This window comes from Psychrobacter piscatorii, assembly GCF_904846415.1.
In the GTDB taxonomy this organism is placed as follows: domain Bacteria; phylum Pseudomonadota; class Gammaproteobacteria; order Pseudomonadales; family Moraxellaceae; genus Psychrobacter; species Psychrobacter piscatorii.
Window position 1 is genome coordinate 61,268 of the sequence record NZ_CAJHAR010000012.1, and the last position, 18,622, is coordinate 79,889.

The 18,622-nt window shown below is 46.6% G+C and carries 15 protein-coding genes; 2 read left to right on the forward strand and 13 right to left on the reverse strand.

What is annotated here, in order from left to right; all coding sequences use genetic code 11:
- Positions 1 to 601: 601 nt before the first annotated feature.
- The 6 genes from JMX83_RS07370 to JMX83_RS07395 all read right to left on the reverse strand — a co-directional run bounded on the left by JMX83_RS07370 (position 602) and on the right by JMX83_RS07395 (position 5,384).
- On the reverse strand, positions 602 to 1,417 hold the full coding sequence (locus JMX83_RS07370; RefSeq protein ID WP_201600147.1) for a sulfite exporter TauE/SafE family protein: 816 nt from the start codon (positions 1,415 to 1,417) through the stop codon (positions 602 to 604).
- Positions 1,418 to 1,455: 38 nt separating this feature from the next.
- A complete protein-coding gene (locus JMX83_RS07375) occupies positions 1,456 to 1,968 on the reverse strand; it encodes a flavin reductase (protein ID WP_201600148.1) in 513 nt (170 codons plus the stop codon).
- Positions 1,969 to 2,006: 38 nt separating this feature from the next.
- The gene (locus JMX83_RS07380; protein ID WP_201600151.1) at positions 2,007 to 3,035 is read right to left on the reverse strand and encodes a methionine synthase; all 1,029 of its coding nucleotides are present in this window, start codon (positions 3,033 to 3,035) and stop codon (positions 2,007 to 2,009) included.
- Positions 3,036 to 3,092: 57 nt separating this feature from the next.
- Complete coding sequence (locus tag JMX83_RS07385; protein WP_201600153.1) at positions 3,093 to 4,085, reverse strand: DUF1852 domain-containing protein; 993 nt, start codon at positions 4,083 to 4,085, stop codon at positions 3,093 to 3,095.
- 394 nt (positions 4,086 to 4,479) lie between these two features.
- Entirely contained in the window at positions 4,480 to 4,941 is a 462-nt protein-coding gene (locus JMX83_RS07390) for a DMT family transporter (protein ID WP_201600193.1), read from the reverse strand.
- Between the two features lie 8 nt (positions 4,942 to 4,949).
- Positions 4,950 to 5,384 carry a DMT family transporter gene (locus tag JMX83_RS07395; RefSeq protein ID WP_201600155.1) on the reverse strand — a complete coding sequence of 145 codons (435 nt, stop codon included), beginning with the start codon at positions 5,382 to 5,384 and terminating at the stop codon, positions 4,950 to 4,952.
- Positions 5,385 to 5,481: 97 nt separating this feature from the next.
- Here JMX83_RS07395 and JMX83_RS07400 point away from each other — a divergent pair, with 97 nt between their 5' ends.
- Positions 5,482 to 6,417 (forward strand): LysR family transcriptional regulator, encoded by a 936-nt coding sequence (locus tag JMX83_RS07400; RefSeq protein ID WP_201600156.1) that lies wholly within the window; start codon positions 5,482 to 5,484, stop codon positions 6,415 to 6,417.
- A gap of 180 nt (positions 6,418 to 6,597) precedes the next feature.
- Here the strand turns inward: JMX83_RS07400 and ahr are convergent, their stop codons facing one another.
- The 7 genes from ahr to recG all read right to left on the reverse strand — a co-directional run bounded on the left by ahr (position 6,598) and on the right by recG (position 17,246).
- Positions 6,598 to 7,599 (reverse strand): NADPH-dependent aldehyde reductase Ahr, encoded by a 1,002-nt coding sequence (ahr, locus tag JMX83_RS07405; protein WP_227675777.1) that lies wholly within the window; start codon positions 7,597 to 7,599, stop codon positions 6,598 to 6,600.
- Between the two features lie 215 nt (positions 7,600 to 7,814).
- Positions 7,815 to 8,777, reverse strand: a complete 963-nt coding sequence (locus JMX83_RS07410; RefSeq protein WP_227675778.1) for a DMT family transporter — start codon at positions 8,775 to 8,777, stop codon at positions 7,815 to 7,817.
- A 65-nt stretch (positions 8,778 to 8,842) separates the two neighbouring features.
- Positions 8,843 to 9,553, reverse strand: coding sequence for a helix-turn-helix domain-containing protein (locus JMX83_RS07415; RefSeq protein ID WP_201600157.1), 711 nt, complete (start codon positions 9,551 to 9,553; stop codon positions 8,843 to 8,845).
- A gap of 52 nt (positions 9,554 to 9,605) precedes the next feature.
- A complete protein-coding gene (locus JMX83_RS07420) occupies positions 9,606 to 12,698 on the reverse strand; it encodes an efflux RND transporter permease subunit (RefSeq protein ID WP_201600158.1) in 3,093 nt (1,030 codons plus the stop codon).
- Entirely contained in the window at positions 12,695 to 14,035 is a 1,341-nt protein-coding gene (locus JMX83_RS07425; protein ID WP_201600159.1) for an efflux RND transporter periplasmic adaptor subunit, read from the reverse strand. Before JMX83_RS07425 ends, JMX83_RS07420 begins: the two co-directional genes overlap by 4 nt.
- 102 nt (positions 14,036 to 14,137) lie before the next feature.
- Positions 14,138 to 14,821 (reverse strand): TetR/AcrR family transcriptional regulator, encoded by a 684-nt coding sequence (locus JMX83_RS07430; RefSeq protein WP_201600160.1) that lies wholly within the window; start codon positions 14,819 to 14,821, stop codon positions 14,138 to 14,140.
- 73 nt (positions 14,822 to 14,894) lie between these two features.
- A complete protein-coding gene (gene recG, locus JMX83_RS07435) occupies positions 14,895 to 17,246 on the reverse strand; it encodes an ATP-dependent DNA helicase RecG (RefSeq protein WP_201600162.1) in 2,352 nt (783 codons plus the stop codon).
- 301 nt (positions 17,247 to 17,547) lie between these two features.
- On the opposite strand from recG, the gene JMX83_RS07440 reads away from it, so the two are divergent.
- Complete coding sequence (locus JMX83_RS07440) at positions 17,548 to 18,534, forward strand: patatin-like phospholipase family protein (RefSeq protein WP_201600165.1); 987 nt, start codon at positions 17,548 to 17,550, stop codon at positions 18,532 to 18,534.
- Positions 18,535 to 18,622: the final 88 nt, after the last annotated feature.

Here is an 18,622-nt window from a genome sequence, read left to right on the forward strand (position 1 = left end):
ATTTATAAAAAAATTGGTGTAGGTGTTTATATTATATTTGCTTTGGTTTACTATTTTTTTATGAAAGATATGTTTCTTGATGGGACTTTCTTCCTTGTAGTAGGTATAGCGCTTCTTCTAATTATTATATTTAAGTTCTTTAAAGAACATACTTACGACTTGGAGGTTATATCAGTTTGTATATATTTTATTATATTTGGCTCAGTCTATTTTTTACATTTAAGTCAATTAATTCTAGTTGTAGCTTCCATTGTATTTGCAATAGTTACGATATTCTTAAACTCCAAACCAGTTAAAAAAGGTTAAGGTTTGGTATTTTCTTTATATTAAAAAGATAGCAAGTTTACCTTTGCTGTCAAATCCGTAAGTATTAACTTGGGATACTATCATTTCAGATTGTCTGATTTAATATTTATTTTTATTGAGTTATACCCTATCTGAACCAGTCACCTTACCACTCAAACTTATTAATAAACCACCCAAAATAGACCAAATCAATAAAACCACTTATACCAGACTACTAAACTAGGCGTGATTTTCAATATTAAGCAATATCATATCGTTCTTAGTCTTCATATTTCAAACACACCAATCCAAATCCTCAAAAAAACCCTTTATACAAAAAGAAGCAGCTCACAATCATGAGTAGCACCGCAAAGCATTTTTTTAGTAATGTCGGTGATAATTGGTGCGCGACCTTTGCGCCCACTTTTGCGGTAAAAAAGCTCATGATGCTAATACCCAAAAATGCATAAATATGCACAAAGCCAATCGCGTTGGGGATATTGACGTGTTCTTTCATCCCAAACACCATAAAGCCAAGCGCGCCTGCAATCGCAATCGGCAGACCACAAGCCGCGGACGTGCCCACTGCCTTTTGCATCACCACATTATAGCGGGTGAGATATGGCACCGTTAAACTGCCGCCGCCGATGCCAAAAATGGCAGAAGCCACGCCAATACTTGCCCCTGCTGCTAGCTGCTTAGGTGTTGATGGTAATACAGTATCGCCAGTACTGACATCAGAACCTAGCCGCTTTTTGCCGCCAGTAAACATGTTAAAGGCGACCCATAGCAAAAAGGTACCCACGATGATTTGTAGATGACCGCCCGAGATCGCGCCTGCAATTCCTGCCCCAAAAAAGCAGCCAATCGCCATGCCCGGTGTGAGATTTTTAAAAACAGGCCACATCACAGCGCCTTTTTTATTGTGCGCCATGAGCGAGCTGATGGAGGTGACGATGATGGTGGCAAGCGAGGTGCCGAGCGCCAAATGCATGACCGTATCAGGACTGTAATCCATTTGGGTAAAAACAATGAATAATAGCGGTACGATGATGGTACCACCGCCCACCCCAAACAGACCGGCTGCAAACCCTGCTACCGCCCCAATAATTAAAAAAATAATAAGTTCCACAGAATCGTTACTTTTGGTTGGATGATGGAAGGATAAGGTTAAGCCATGTCAATTTGACATACTTGACCAACCGAGTGATAGCGACGATTGAAATAGACTAAACTCTCGTCTGGCTCGCCCGCTCGCTCAGAATGCTTGATGGCAACGACGCGGCACATAAAAACACTGTGCGTACCCACGGCTTGCACTTGCTCAATCTCACAATCAAAGCTGACGAGTGCATCGTCTAGCACAGGCGCGCCCGTTGCTAAGGTGTGCCACGCGCCATGGGTAAAGCGCTCATCTGACTCAAGCTTGGAGGCAAAAACATTAGATAGGTGCTCATGATGTGCGCCAAGTACGTTGACGGTCAAGACTTTATTATCCACAAAAGGGGGGTGCGAGCGCGATGATTGATTCATACAGACCAACAAGGTCGGCGGATTGTCGCTGACACTGCACACCGCCGAGGCAGTGAACCCGTGTATGCCCGCATCGCCTGCAGTCGTGACCACATTGACTGCCGTCGTCAGTAACGACATGGCGTTTCTAAAACTGCTTGCTTCACTCATCACTCACACCTCGAATTTGGATTATTACTATCGTCTGCTTAACCTGCCAGCTCTTGACGAACGATGTCTGCGCCTGCGCTCAGCGCTTGCAATTTACCTGTTGCCACTTGGCGCGACAACGGTGCCATGCCACAGTTGGTCGAAGGATATAGTTTGTCGGCATCTACAAATTGCAATGCTTTGCGTAAGGTATCAGCAACTGCCTCAGGCGTCTCAATGTCATTGGTCGCCACATCAATCGCACCGACCATCACTTTTTTACCACGAATCAGCTCAATCAAGTCCATCGGTACGCGCGAGTTCTGACACTCAAGCGACACAATATCAACTTTTGACTGCTGTAGTTTAGGGAAGGCTTTTTCATACTGACGCCATTCTGAACCCAGCGTCTTTTTCCAATCGTTATTGGCTTTGATGCCATAGCCGTAGCAAATATGTACCGCCGTTTCGCACTTTAAGCCCTCGATAGCACGCTCAAGGGTGGCAATACCCCAGTCGTTGACATCATCGAAGAATACATTGAATGCAGGTTCATCGAACTGAATGATATCCACGCCAGCCGCTTCTAGTTCTTTGGCTTCTTGATTGAGAATAGTGGCAAATTCCCATGCCAACTTTTCGCGGCTCTTATAGTGATCGTCATACAGCGTATCAATCATGGTCATCGGCCCAGGCAGTGCCCACTTGATCGGCTTGTCAGTATGCTGACGTAAAAACTTGGCATCTTCGACGAACACAGGTTTTTGGCGGCTCACGGCACCAACCACTGTCGGTACGCTGGCATCATAGCGATTGCGGATACGCACGGTTTCGCGCTGGTTAAAATCCACACCATCTAAATGCTCAATAAAGGTAGTGACAAAGTGCTGACGGGTCTGCTCGCCGTCACTGACGATATCTACGCCTGCTCGCACTTGCTCCTGCAATGACACCAGCAGCGCATCTTGTTTTGCCTGAATCAGTTCTTCACCGTCGAGTTGCCAAGGCGACCAGATTTTCTCAGGTTCTGCCAGCCAAGAGGGTTTTGGTAAGCTGCCAGCGGTCGATGTTGGTAATAATAAAGTCATGTCGTATTATCTTCTCTATTTTAGGTGTTGTAGCGTGCGCTTTTATATTTGGATTTTTTAAGCGACGTTCTTGTTTACAGCGTAATTGGCCGCCCATGTTTCAAGAATATCTTGGTAAGGCTTGATAAAATGCGTTTCGGTAAATTTACCTTGTTTGACCGCCATTTGGCTGCGCTCAACGCGATCATAGACCACTTGCGTCAATGAATAATCTTGGTAGTTCAGGCTGGGTTGATACACTTGACCCGCGCTTGAATTGGCGTTGTAAATCTCAGGACGGTAGATCTTTTGAAAGGTCTCCATGGTGCTGATTGCACTGATGAGCTCAAGATCGGTATAGTCGCTGGTCAAATCACCCGCAAAATAAAACGCTAATGGCGCGGCGCTGCCCTCAGGCTTAAAATAGCGCACGGTTAAGCCCATTTTGTGAAAATAGTCGTCGGTTAAGGAGTACTCGTCTTGCTGGTACTCAACGCCCAATACCGGATGCTGATTGGTAGTGCGGTAATAGGTTTTGCTGGTTGAGACGCTCAAGCAGATGACTGGTTTTTTATCAAAATTGGCTTTATAAGCTTCTGAATTCAGTAAGTATTGAAACAGTTTGCCATGTAGCTCGCCAAAATTTGCGGGCGTGAGCGAGTCTGACTGCTGGTCGCGGTGCTCTGGGAGTACAACACTAAAATCATAATCACGCACATAAGACGAAAAGCTATTACCAATCATGCCATCGATGCGCTTGTTTTCTTTGTGATCGATGATCGTCGTTTTTAGCGTTTCGATAACAGGAAAAGCATCGCCATTGCCTGCAATATCCATGTCTACAGAAATGATGTCGACTTCGACAGAATAACGGTCGGCATTTGGATTGTCCCAATGCGCCAGCGCGTTGAAGCGATTGTTAATCATCGTCAATGTTTTGCGTAGATTATCCTCACGCTGCTCGCCGCGTGCCAGATTGGCAAAGTTCGTCGTCAGACGCGTGCTGTCAGCAGGCTGATAGTTTTCATCAAAACGAATGCTCTTAATGGAACAGCTAAATTCTTTAGTCATGGCGATTCACTACCTTAATATTAAATAGAACAAAATGTCGGTATGGATGAATCATACCCAAATCCTCACATGAATAAAAACGATACTATTTTAATATAAGATGAATAATATTCATGATAGTGGCAGTTTGAAAGGCAATGTAGCTAAATCCTCTTTAGTTCTGACTACTAAACTAAAGAGGATTTAAGCCTATAAGGTAGTGAAAAATAAGTAGTGAGAAATGAGGGCTTTGGTCATTGAATAGGACAGATAATTGACGTATAACTAGAGTTTGTAGACGAGTGATAAAATACTGTCCTAGTTATTGAAACACATAACCCCCACTACACTGAATTGAATAGCAGGGGTTGTGGGCTTTCAAATTTTTATACTTCTAAGAGCGTGTAAAACGGACTTAACTGATTACTTTAGGCTTAGGCTTATTACTCGAGTAAATAAAGTAAAGCGCAATCGCTAAGCACACCAACGCACTAATGCGACTGCCTGACAGGCTTATCGCTTCATTGCCAAGCCAACCAAAGTTATCGATGAGCACACTCATGCTCAGCTGACCAAAGATCACCGCCACCGTAGCCACAGCTGTGCCAATACGCTGTACCGCAACTACCATGATGACGATATAGGGCACACCGCACAATGCGCCAAGCAGCTGCCATTTAGGGACATCCATCAACGTCACCGCGTGATTTGGCTCAAAGAAGAAAATCAGCAAGGCCGTCACCACGGCACCAACAGAAAACGTCAAAAACGCACTTTTGAACACGCCCACATTACTACCCAACCGACCATTCAATGCCGCTTGTACGCTCAAGGTCGCACCACCAATTATCGCTAATACAGTCATTAAAATAAGCATCATGTGGTCTACCCCTTTGCCATAAAAATGAGTGCTGCAATAATGAAACCTAACGCAATCACTCGTCTAATATCTATTTTGCGCTCCTCGGTTTCAAACAGCCCATAGTGGTCAATGATCAAGCTCTGAAAGACCTGACCTGCAAGTATGCCAATCATCGTCAATGCAATCCCAATGACGGGTGTGACCACCGTTAACACCACCACATAGACAGGCCCCAAAATGCCACCAATCAATAGCAGTGGCGGCTGTGAGAAAAACGACGGGCTCTCTCGTGGACTAAAAAACAGCATCAAAAAGAACGTCAATGCGGCCCCAACGCCAAAAATACTGAGCGTCGCCCAGAGCTCACCCACCTGACTGCCTAGGGGACCAAGCAGTCCAGCCTCGACCGACAAACCCATACCGCCTAAAACCACCACCAGTATCAATAAAATCTGCATAAAACAATCCTCAATGAGCAATGCCGCGTAGTTTAGCGCAGCCTATACCCACGAAAAACGCTATAATATAGAAATGACTTTTGCATAAGTTGCACAGATGAATACCGTCGACAACATCAGCATAAAAACTTTACTGTTTTTTATCAGCGTCTTTAACGCCCAGAGTTTCTCTGTCGTGGCACGAAAAGAAGGGGTGTCTGCCTCAAAAGTGTCTCGTATCATCAAGCAACTAGAGGACTCGCTAGGGCAACAGCTTTTTTATCGTAATACACGCGCCGTCATTCCTACCGAGGCGGGACGCGTGTTTATGAGCTACGCACATGCGATGACCGAAAGCATGAATGCGGCGCAGAAGGAGTTGCAAGACAGGACTTTAGAGCCGGGTGGTTTATTAAGAATTAACGCCCCTGTGTTTTTTGGTCAACGGCACATCGCACCTTGGATACCAGCACTGAGTCATCGCTATCCCAAATTACAAATAGATTTGACGCTCACTGATGATTTTGTGGATCCTCATCATTATGCCACCGACGTTATTTTTCGGATTGGCACCTTGAATGATTCGTCCTTTCATGCACGTATTTTCGGTGAGCAAACCTATCACCTTGCCGCCGCTCCAGAATATATAAATAAGCACGACACCCTACAAGCGCCATCCGACTTGGCTCATCATAAATGCTTGGTTTATAAGGGCTCTTCAGGGCCAAACCGCTGGTTTTTCAAGAAAGATAATGAAAACTGGACACCATTTGCCGCCCCTGCATTGCTCATGTCGAACAATGCAGAGTCGTTGCTCGTATCAGCGCTTAAAGGGATGGGGATTGTACTGTTTCCAGATTGGTTGATCGGTGATCATCTCAAAAATGGTAAATTGGTGAAGCTGCTGCCTGACTATGAGGCCGCTATCAAGACGACGCCTCAGCATGTCGCCGCTATCTATCCGAATACACGTCACATCTCGTTGAATGTCAGAACTTTGATTGATTATTTCGCTGAGGTTTACGGCGAGCCTCTGTATTGGCAAGTTAGCTAAGAAGCCATGAATGAAACGCTATAACCTGCCGCAAGCTTTATAGAAAAATTCAGATAGAACAAGAAAAATAGCATCAAGCATGTATATCAGACAAAAAAATAGTAGCGATAGGTCATCTGTTAAATGACCTATCGCTACTATGCTTAAAACGCTCTATCTTTAAATTAATAACTTTAGAAGCTACTCTCTTTCTAACACCACTCTATAGCGAGCATTGCCGCTTTCTAAGCGCTCAAATGCTTCGTTGATCTCAGACATTTTATAAGTTTCAGTTACTGGCTGAATATCATGGCGCGCAGCAAAATCTAGCATTTTGCGCAGTGTCGATGGTGAGCCAACTGGTGAGCCTGATAGGCTTTTTTGAGCCATAATCATGGGCGCGGCCGATATCTCTAGCGGTGCTTCTAATATACCAACAAAGTGTAGTTTGCCCTTTGGTTTCAAGGTCTGGACGACAAGATCCCAATTCATATCGACGTTCACCGTTGAGATGATTAAATCAAAAGAACCTGCGACTTTTTCGATTTCGCTATCATTTCGTGAGTTCAATGAGTGATGAGCGCCCATCTCTTTTGCTTCTTCCAGTTTCGACTCGCTAGTAAACGCTGTCACTTCACAGCCCCATGCATTGGCAAACTGTAACGCAAGATGACCCAAGCCGCCGATACCAATAACTGCCACTCTAGAGGTTGGTGTGATACCGTACTCTACAAGTGGGTTAAACACCGTGACGCCGCCACACAGTAGTGGTCCTACCGCATTAAAATCTAAGCCTTCAGGGACTTTTATGACACTGGTATCTTTTGCCCGTACTTTATCTGCAAAGCCGCCATGGTTGCCAATGATGGTTCCTTCTTGCTCAGGGCACAGGTTATGGTCGCCATCGATACACAGATCACAAACGTTGCAATACCCTTTATGCCAGCCAAGTCCGACTTTATCGCCTAGCTCCAGATGCTTGACGTGTTTACCTTTTGCTAGGACTTTGCCCGCGACTTCATGACCACCCACGAACGGATACTCGGTCATACCCCATTCGTTTTGCCACATTGACAGATCACTATGGCAGATACCGCAGCTATGCACTTCGATTTCTACCTCGTGATCGCCTAGAGTGCCCGGATCGTACTCATAAGGTTCAAACTTGCCACCTTTCTCTTTTGCTGCATATGCATTAATCATAATTATTCCTTGTTTTTAGTATGGATGGAGGCTGGTTTATATCGATAACAAGATATAAAAAATTTCTTTGATAACATTAACCAAAACGACTATAGCAAAGAGCTGTTCGAGCGCACCACCCTACTTAACAAATTAGGACTAGGCTAATACAAAGTGTCATACTTGATAGCGATTGAGTCCTCACATTTAACCTTCACCCACCGCAACCTGCATTTTCAGCTGATAGGTAATCTGTGACTTTCGGGAGATACTTTTGGCTTTGGGATTTTGATGACTTGTAATAATAAACAGATCACCATCAGCCCCATCCCTAGCCAACCGATAGGAGAAAAAGCTTCTCCAATGATGATGATAGCCAGTATGGTCGCTACAATAGGTTCCAGTAACGTGATAAGTGTCGCTCGGCTCGCTTCAATCGCTTTTAACGCTTGACCAAAAAGTAGGTAACCCAAAAACATGGGCGCGATGGCCATATATAACGAAACACTGATATGTTTAATGTCTAAAAATAAGTTGTCACTGGTAAATAGCAATGACGGCAACAGTAAGATGGCTGACAGACCAAACATGCTTGCCATGGCTGATTTGGCATTGACGCCATTTTCTATCATTTGGCGCGCTGACCACGAGTAGGTGGCATAGGTCAAGCCAGCAATCAGACCGAGCAACACACCCAATACCTGATTGCTCGACGTTGCATTTATGTCCAAATATTGCATTTTCCCTAAGGTTAGCAAGACGACACCAGCCGTGCCAAAGGCAAAACTTATCTTCCAGCGTCTAGTGATGTGTTTATTGCTGATCAGACGCTCCATCATGACCGTAAAAAACGGTGCGCTCGCAATAGAGATAACAGTGCCGATAGCCACACCCGCAAGACGCATGGAGGAATAAAAAGCCAGAGGATAGATGGAAACACAGATACTGCCGATGAGTAACACTTTAGGCTGAGACAGTAGTTTTACTTTATCGCTAACTAGGTGTTTTTTGGCATTTAACACCAGTAAAATACCGCCTACACCCATGGCAAACGCCCCGATACCTAACGGACTCACATCAGGTATAAAAGCAGAAGCAGTCCCTGTCGTGCCCCAAAGGATACTGGCGACTACCACACATAATACTGCGCTCAAACCAGATTGAATCTGCAACATAACGGTCATCTCGAAAGTTATCATGAATCATACTATTATAGAGCGCTGATTATGAAATACTTTGCAGATTGGACGGTTTTGTTGACTGGTTAGACGTGTTTTAGCGTGGAGGGTGCAACCCCGAAATACTGTGAAAATCGACGGCTAAACGCACTGACATCGGTATAACCGACCAGCTCAGCGACGATAGCGATGGGAGAATCTGTATGTAGTAGTAGGACCTGCGCCTTTTGCATTCTGAGTTTGGTGATGTACTCGGTCACTGTCTGCTCAGTTTGCGCCTTAAAGTTCTTTTTGAGCTGCGTGGGACTCAAGCAAGCGATATTGGCTAACACGTCTATGGTGAGCGTTTTTGAAAGGTTATGAGTGATATAAAACACGACCTCTCTGATTCTGTGGTCGTATTGAAAAAACAGCTTTTGCTCTTCTAACAATTTATAGAAGGTAGCAAACATCAACGCTTCAATCTCAGGATTGATTTGATGCTTTAACTGACTCTCCGAAAATTCTAAAAATGACAATAATGGCGCGCTGATCGAAAAAACAATGTGTGCCGAATGCAAAATATGTAACGGCAAACTGTCTGTATCCACAACGATAAACTTGGCATTCTCTTCAGCACTAAAGTAGTGCGTTTCATTGGCTTTGACGATGACGCATTCGCTTGGCGTCACTTTACCGCGATAGCTTGCCACTTCAATATTTATCACGCCTCGCAGTGGCAACACAATCTGATGAAAGTCATGAGAATGCCCGCGGGTTTGACGAGTATACGACCTAATAGAGAGTGTATTGATCATTGATCGTATCCCGTATACATCGTTCTTCCTATCGATACTGTTATTCGGCTCACTACTTTATATCACGCTGTTTACCATGTGGCACCAGCCATTTGGCAAACCATCCTGACACATCGTCCATCAACGTATAGACAACTGGAATAACTACCAGACTGAGTAGCGTTGACGTCACTAGCCCGCCCAATACTGCTGCTGCCATCGGTCGCCTAAACGTAGGATCGGCATCGCCCCAGCCAAATACTAGTGGCAACATGCCTGCCCCCATCGCAATGGTGGTCATGATGATAGGCCGCGCACGCTTGCGACAGGCATCCATAATGGCCTCAAAACGCGCCAGCCCTCGGCGTTGAGCAATCAGCGCGTAATCGACCAACAAGATCGAATTTTTGGTTGCGATACCCATGAGCATAATAAATCCAATCATCGAAGGCATCGACAGACTGCTATTGGTAATCACCAAACCCACAAACGCGCCGCCTATCGATAACGGCAGTGCCATCAAAATAGTAAATGGCTGCAATAAACGACCAAACAGTAAGATTAGAACACCTAAGATACAGACCACACCCACCGACATGGCGATGATAAAACCACTAAAGAGATCCGCCATGTTCTCAGCTTGACCTTGATCAATGATGGTAATCGCAGGCGGTAATTGCTGCATCGTTGGCACGGATTTGACCGCTTGCACCAAATCGCCTAGCTCGCCATCTGCTGGTTGCACTGTGATGCTAATTGCACGCTCCCGATCTAGCCTACTGATCTGCGCAGGCCCTGTACCAAAATCAAGCGTGGCGACTTCGCCCACGCGTACCCCTTGCCCAGCAGGCAGTGTACTTGGCACATATAAGCCTTCTAACTGACTGACATTTTGCTTGGCAACATCTGGTAGACGCACCACGATAGGAATCTGACGCGTGTCTAGATTGAGCTTAGACAAGCGCTGCTCATAGTCGCCAACAGTCGCCACACGTAACGTGGTCGCAATGTCTTGCGTCGTCACCCCTTTATCAGCCATTGCCAGTCTATCAGGTGTTACCGTCAGCTCTTGGCGTGGCAGGCTGCGATCACTGGTGACAGCGCCGGCACTTGGCAGTCCGCGTATCTCCGTCATGATTTGCTGGGCGGTCTGCTCGAGCAGTTGAGGATTGGTACTGGTCAATGAAAAATTATATCCACTCTCCCCGCCACTTGATAGCCCAACGGTAAATCGAGCACCCGGCACTTCGGTCATTAACTGGCTAATTTTACGTTCGATCTCTTGCTTGGTGCCTCGTTCTGCACGCGGGGCAAGCACAATATCTAAGCCCGCAATATTTTCAGCTTTACCGCCGCCACCATCCGACGCACCCATCGACGCCTGCGCCTCTCCCACTGAGGTAAAGATATTCGTCACCTCAGGCATGGCTAGAATACGAGCACTGGCAAGCGCTGCCACCCGTTCTGTATCTTCTAATGCCACATCAGGCGTCAGTTCAATCGCCACTCTCGTTTGATCGATATCGTTATCAGGGATAAATGCGGTTGGCAATAGCTTGACCAGACCAAGCGATGCCACAAACAGCACCAGCGTTGCTCCCATCGTCAGCCAGCGACGATGCAATGTCCATGAGACGATTTTGAGATAATACCCCATCATCGCGCTTTGCTTCTCGACGTGGTTTTTTTCAGGTCGCAATATATATGCCGCCATCATCGGTGTAATCAAACGCGCCACCATAAGCGATGCAAAAATAGATAACGCCGCCGTCCAACCAAACTGACGGAAAAACTGTCCAACGATACCGCCCATAAAGGCTGTTGGTAAAAACACCGCAATCAAAGTAAAGGTCGTTGCTACCACTGCCAGACCAATCTCATCAGCCGCTTCCATCGCCGCTTCATAAGGGGTCTTGCCCATACGCAAATGCCGTATGATATTTTCGACCTCAACGATCGCATCATCGACCAGTACGCCAATGACGAGCGATAATGCCAGTAGCGAGATGATATTGAGGCTAAAGCCAAAGAGATACATGCCCAAAAAGGTAGGAATCACGGATAAAGGCAAGGCAACAGCGGCAACAATCGTCGCTCGAATATTGCGCAAAAATAAGAACACCACCACCACGGCCAGCAGACCGCCTTCGATTAACATCCGTAGAGAGGCTTCATAATCCTCAGCAATGGGCGTCGCGCGATCATAGACTTTTTCGATACTGATATTGCCAGTATCAGCAGTCAGCTTGGCAAGCTCATCATCGACAAGCGCCATGACATCGACCTCACTGGCACCGCGCGAGCGAGTGATGTTAAATGCCACCACCGTTTTACCATCGAGCTTGGCAATCGAGCTTGGGTCGGCTGCGCCATCAGTGATTTTTGCCATCCGTCCAAGCGCCTGCGTACCGCCAGTAGGAACGGCGACTTGTACATCGTTAAGTTCATTCGCCCGCTCAACCGCACCAAGGACACGAATAGTCTGCGTCGTATTTCCGACTTCTGCCTCTCCGCCAGAGCTGTCTTGCTGAATGCCCGCGATTTGTTGCGAGAGTTGCGAGATGGATAATTTTAAACCACTCAGCGCAATCGGATCAGCGGCAACGGTAATCTCACGCTGAAGCCCGCCAACACGGCTGACGGTACTCACACCCGGTATATCAGAGAGCCGCTTGGTGACCGTATCATCCACAAACCACGACAGATCCTCTACGCTCATATTGTCAGAAGCCACAGAGTACGTGACTACTGGGAACCCTGCGGTAGATACCTTGGTAATAATAGGGTCATTAGCAGCAGCAGGTAGATCGCCGCGTACCTCACCCACCGCCGAGCGTACATCGTCGACAGCTTCTTGAATGTCTTTTTCTAACACAAACTCGGTCGCCATTGTCGCAGCACCAGTCTGTAACGTGGTGCGGATATGACTTACGCCTTCGATACTGGTCAGTTTGTTTTCAATTTTCTTGGCGATATCGTTTTCAAGCTGCGAGGGCGCGGCACCAGGCAACGTGACTGTCACCACTACAGCGGGCAAATCGATATCCGGAAACTGCTGTACCTTCATTTTCATAAAGCCATAAATACCCCCTAATGTGAGGAGTACAAATAGCAATATCGCGACGAGCGGGTTTTTGATCGAGTAAGCGGAGACGTTTAGACTCATGACTGTGCCTGCGCTGCTGTATTGACAGCGGTACTGGTTTGGCTCACACCATTAACGATACGCACCAAATCTCCATCGTTTAAGAAACTACCGCCTTGCTTCACAATATGGCTGTCACTCGGCAATGGCTCTAGTACGGCGACATTTTCACCAAGTCGCTCGCCTAAGGTCACTCGTTGTTGTTTGATACGACCCATCGACTTATCCTCTGTCGTGGTCAGGTCAGTCACTAGCATCACATAATCATAGCCATCGTTGCTGACGATAGCGCTATTCGGAATCGTTTGAGTGCTGGCACTGCCGAGCAGGAACTCACCAGTCTGATACATGCCAGCGCGGATTTTTGAATTAGTAGCGAGGCTCGCATAAATCGTGATTTGGCGATTATTATCTGCCGTCGGTGCGATACGGCTCACTTGCCCCATCACATTATCATCACCCGGCAGGCTTACTCGTACGGGTGTGCCAATATTGATATCGCCAATCAGCTTCGGATCTAACTCTGCTCGCCACTCCAATATGCCGCCTTTGATAATCGTAAATAATGGCTCACCACCTGCGACCTGCCCAACCTCGATCATTTTTTCACTGATAATGCCACTGACAGGCGCGACTACTGTGGCATTGTTGAGGGTCAAACGCTGATTACTTAAACGGGCTTTGGACGCTTGCAACGCTGCACGGGCACGCACCTCAGAAGTGCGATAGCGATCGGCTTCTTGTTTACTAATGGCATCGATATCGATGAGTGGTAATACGCGGGCCGCATCGGCGCTGGCGTTGGCAAGTGTAGCTTCTGCCTCTGCCACGTCTGCCTCAGCTTGCAGCACTTGCTGCTCCATCGCATCGGTATCAAACATGGCGAGCATTTGCCCCGCTCTCACGCGGTCGCCCTCTTCGACCAATACACGCTCGATAGCCACACCACTGACTTTTGCACTGACATTAGCAATATCTTTGGCGTTGATGGTGCCATCAGCGCTGAGTGTGCGACCGATATCATCTTGGCTTGGGCTAACAGTTTCTACTGACAAGACAGACTGCTCCGTACTCGCAGTGCTATCAACTTCATTGACACCTGCCACACCACTAGAGGCTACCGGCTCATCTCGTAACTCGTCTGTACTACTGCCCCAATACTTACCCAGCACAACTCCAATCACAAGCACCGCAACCAATGCTGGCAACAACCATAATGGCATTTTTGCAGGAGAGTTTTTAGATGAGGCATCAGATTGACGATACGGTGGTAGCTCAGCGTGTTGAGGTATCTCAATATTGGTTTGCTGTCCGCTAGTCGGTTCTTGCTTATTATCAGGGTCTTTAAAGTCACTCATAGTCGGTCTCTATAAATACGGATAATAATAAAAGCAGCGCTTAAACGTTCACTTAAACCATTACTCAAAAACAATCACTGGACAGCCACTAGTCAGAACAGCCTATGAATTAGTGGTTAGTGCGCTATCCTTTTGTAGCAAGCTCATTGCGAGATTTTTTGCAAACGATTTAAGCTGTTGTTGTAACTCTGGTTGTTTATAAACCGACCCGCCAAGCGTGGCTTGTTGTAGTGACGAGTCAGTAAACATACCGATGGTAAAATAAAGCAAGGTGAACAGGCGCAATGGCTTAGTGTGATCGTCAGTGGGACCAAGAAATGTGGACAGATAGCCTTGAAACCGTGCCAATACTTGAATGTCATGTTCAAACAAAGTCACCATTTCTGGGTTATTTTGTACTGAGATATTCTGTGACGCTAGCTTAGCAATCGCTGGATTCTCAATCAGTAAATCCAAAGTTTTATCGACCCACTGCTCTAACGCTTGGGCGGGCGCAAGTGTGCTATCTGCAATCGCGGCTTCCGTTTGAGATACAAAAGCCAACAGCTGACGAGCATGCATTCTGCATACCGCTTCATACAGCGACCGTTTGCTCTGCCAGTGAAAGTGAATGGTGGAAATATTCTTGCCAGATGCTTTTGCGATATCTCGAGTAGTAACCGCTTTAAAGCCTTTAGCCGAAAACAGCGCTTCGGCGCATCGTAAAATGGAGGCGGCGCTACTATTAGGTTCAGATTCGACTCGATCAAGCGAGGTTTCAAAGTCAATTTCAGATAATTTAGTCATGGGTCATTATTAATCAATCAATTGATTGAGTCAAACGTTTTAGATATCCAAACGGTATATAATAATAGCCCTTTTAAGCATTAGTATAACGACTCGCCTCAGGCATCCAGCGGTGAATCAGTTGGCTGACATCCGCTTTTCTGGTAGGGTCTGCAATCAAATGCTTCGCCAAACGCTGCGCAATGGCAAATAACTGCTCATCACGGATAAGATCGGCTAAATAGTAGCCAATATTGCCTGTCTGGCGTTTACCGAGCAGTTCACCCGGCCCACGCAGCTCTAAGTCTTTTTGAGCGATGACAAAACCATCGGTGCTATCACGTAGCACGTTCAAACGCTCTGTGCCTGTTTCTGATAAGGGCTTTTGATACAACAGTACACAGAAACTTTTGGTGGAGCCGCGGCCCACGCGACCGCGAAGCTGATGCAACTGCGACAGACCTAGACGCTCCGCATTTTCGATCACCATGAGTGATGCATTGGGCACATCGACCCCCACCTCGATGACGGTTGTGGCAATGAGCAAATCCAATTCACCCGCCTTGAATGCTTGCATGATGGCTTGTTTATCAGCGGATTTCATTTTGCCATGCACCAAACCAATGCGAATATCTAAGCGCTCATTTAAGTCCTCATACGTGGCTTCAGCTGCTTGTGCATCGAGCACGCTAGATGCTTCTACTAAGGAGCACACCCAGTAAGCTTGCCTGCCCGCTTCGCAATTCACGGCAATGCGTTCGATCACCTCATCGCGGCGATTGCGATCGATGGTCACCGTCGTAATTGGGGTACGTCCCGGCGGCAGCTCATCAATGATAGAGGTATCCATATCACCGTAAACACTCATGGCAAGCGTTCGCGGAATGGGGGTAGCGGTCATAATTAGCTGATGCGGTGTACTATTCGCCACGCCTTTATTGGTCAGTGCCATGCGCTGCTCAACACCAAATCGATGCTGCTCATCAATGATCACGAGGCCTAGCTTGGCAAACTGCACTTGCTCTTGAAACAACGCGTGCGTACCCACAACAACTTGTACCGTGTTCTCACTCACCGCCTCCAATGCCTCACGGCGTTGTTTAGCAGTTTGCTTACCAGCAAGCCAACCGACACCGATACCGAGCGGCTCAAACCATTGTTTAAAATTTACAAGATGCTGCTCTGCCAAAATCTCAGTCGGAGCCATTACTGCTACCTGCCAGCCACTATCAAGCGCATAACCCGCCGCTCCTGCTGCAACCAAAGTCTTGCCAGCGCCCACATCACCTTGTACCAGTCGTAGCATCGGAATAGAGGTCGCCATATCAGTCGTGATGTCTTTCATCACTCGTTTTTGTGCACCTGTTAGATCAAACGGCAATGCGCCAAATAGCTTATCAGCCAGCGAACTGTGGGTCGTACATTTAGGCGCTTTATGCTGATGCAGCTGCTGACGACGATACAGTAAGCTAAGCTGATGGGCGGTCAACTCTTCGATAATCAAGCGCTGACAGGCAGCATGAGTACGCGCAGTCAGTTGGGTCAACAGTTTATATTGCTGGCTTGCGTTGGTGTAGGTGGGCGGTGTATGTAGCAGTACTAGCGCTTCAAATATCGTTAAGTTGTAAACGTTGCTATGAGCGATGCGAGCAGCCGCGCTATGGCTATCATTATTGACGTTGTAAACGGACGCAGTAGGCCTATTCACACTATTACCAATCACATGATCAGGCACACTTCGCGCTAATGTCGAAAAAATATCTTCTGGAAAGTCTGTCTCTAGCAGTACAGATTTGGCTGGCTCAAAAGGCACTAATGGTAAGTCAGCCACGACTGCGAAGTCTTCAGTCGTAAACAGCGTCATCGGTAGACCCTGACTACGAACTGTTTGCAGGGCCAGTTTGATCAAAGTGCGTAGCTTATTTTGGTGCAAGCCTTTCACACTAGGATAAATGGGCTGTAGGCCCGTATCGGTCGTGGCTATATGATCTGTGATAATTTGATATTCAGGATGGTGTATTTGTTTGCCGTAACGACTGACTTTGACTTCACCAAACAGCTGTAATCGCGTCCCCAGATTCATGGTCTGCGCAAGGCCGCGATAGACTTTAAAAAACCGCAAAGCTATGGTGCCTGTATCATCGTCCACAGTGACGGTCATACCGCTACGTTTAGTATCGACATGGACCACGCGTCCGGTAATCATAGCCGACTGTCCGTGCGCCACTTCTGCGATTGATACCAGTCGACTTCGATCTTCATAATCACGCGGCAAATGCAGTAGTAAATCAAATATCCGTTTGATATTCAATTGTGCCAATTGCTCAGCCACCTTTGTCCCGACACCTGCCAACGCCGTCACTGGCATATCTAACGCCGAGGGTGGCAAGTCAGGCCTTATATGGTCTGCTGAATTGGCTGAAGAAACATTCACCGATACTGGCATCAAAGATCCTAACAAGGTTATTTATTATTTTTATCTGCGTCGTCGACTGCTTTAAATATAACTCACCTAAGAAAGATTGTCATAAAATTACCCGTAAAAACAGCAAAATATAAACATCGATTCATCTCATTATAGCTGAACAGTCAATGAATTATGCTAAGCTATTCCGTCATGACTGCAAAACCCCTTAAGACAACTTGTTTACATCTATCATATGAATAGTAGCTGTCTTATTTTCTACATCATGGTTTTTCTGCATCATGGTTTTTATAAATCACGGTCATTTTATAAGGTGTTTTTTATGTCAGACTCTGCTCTGTATCGACCGTCTTATCAAGGTTTAAGCATATTACGTCTTAGTATGCTTGCCATAGTTGGGTTATGCGTCAGTGCTTGCAGTACCCTAACACCCACTGCTCAAATACCCCAAACGCCAGAGCCTATCGTGGAGTTACCTAGCGTCGCATTGGTCTTGGGTGGCGGCGGTGCCAAAGGGTTTGCTCATGTAGGTGTGATAAAGGCATTAGAAGAGAATGGCATTAAACCAACACTGATCGTCGGCACGAGTGTCGGCAGCTTAATCGGTAGCCTGTATGCCAGTGGTTACACGCCGGTACAGCTTGAGCAATTGGCACTGACCACCACCGATAGCCAGTTGACGGACTTCACACTGTCCAATCAAGGCTTTGTCGAAGGCATCAAACTCAAAAACTTTGTGAATGAAAAAGTTCGCGGACAAGTCATAGAAGACTTTCCAATTACCTTTGCCGCCATTGCAGCAGAAAAAAACACCCTAAAAAAAGCCGTGCTGACCACGGGTGATGCAGGGCTTGCTGTCCAAGCATCCTGTAGCGTGCCTAATATTTTTATTGCCCCGCGTATTCCAGAAAAAGTAGGCAAAAAATATATTGACGGTGGCGTGGTCAGCCTCGTACCCGTTGATAGTGCACGCGACTTGGGCGCTGATATTGTGATTGCCGTTGATGTGACTGCCGCTCAAGTCAATGGCCCTACTGATAATAGAGCACTAACCATCAGCTCATTAAGCGACTTTTGGGGATTTCTCGAAACCAATATCGTATCCCCTACCAGTCGCTCCTCATCAATACGCCGCGAACGAGATCGCGCGGACATTGTTATTACGCCAAATGTCGGTCGTAATAGCTCAATAGATACCAGGCAGCGTCGTACGCTGATAGAAGCAGGTGCACAAGCCACAACGCCACAAATCAACGCCATCAAACAGCTGATTCGAGAGAAATCTACTAGCAAATACGCAACGCTTTGATTAACTCTATTGCGTACTCATCAAGAGATTCAAGCGACATTAGATTCAATGCATAAAAAAGCACCACCGTTATAAACGGTGGTGCTTT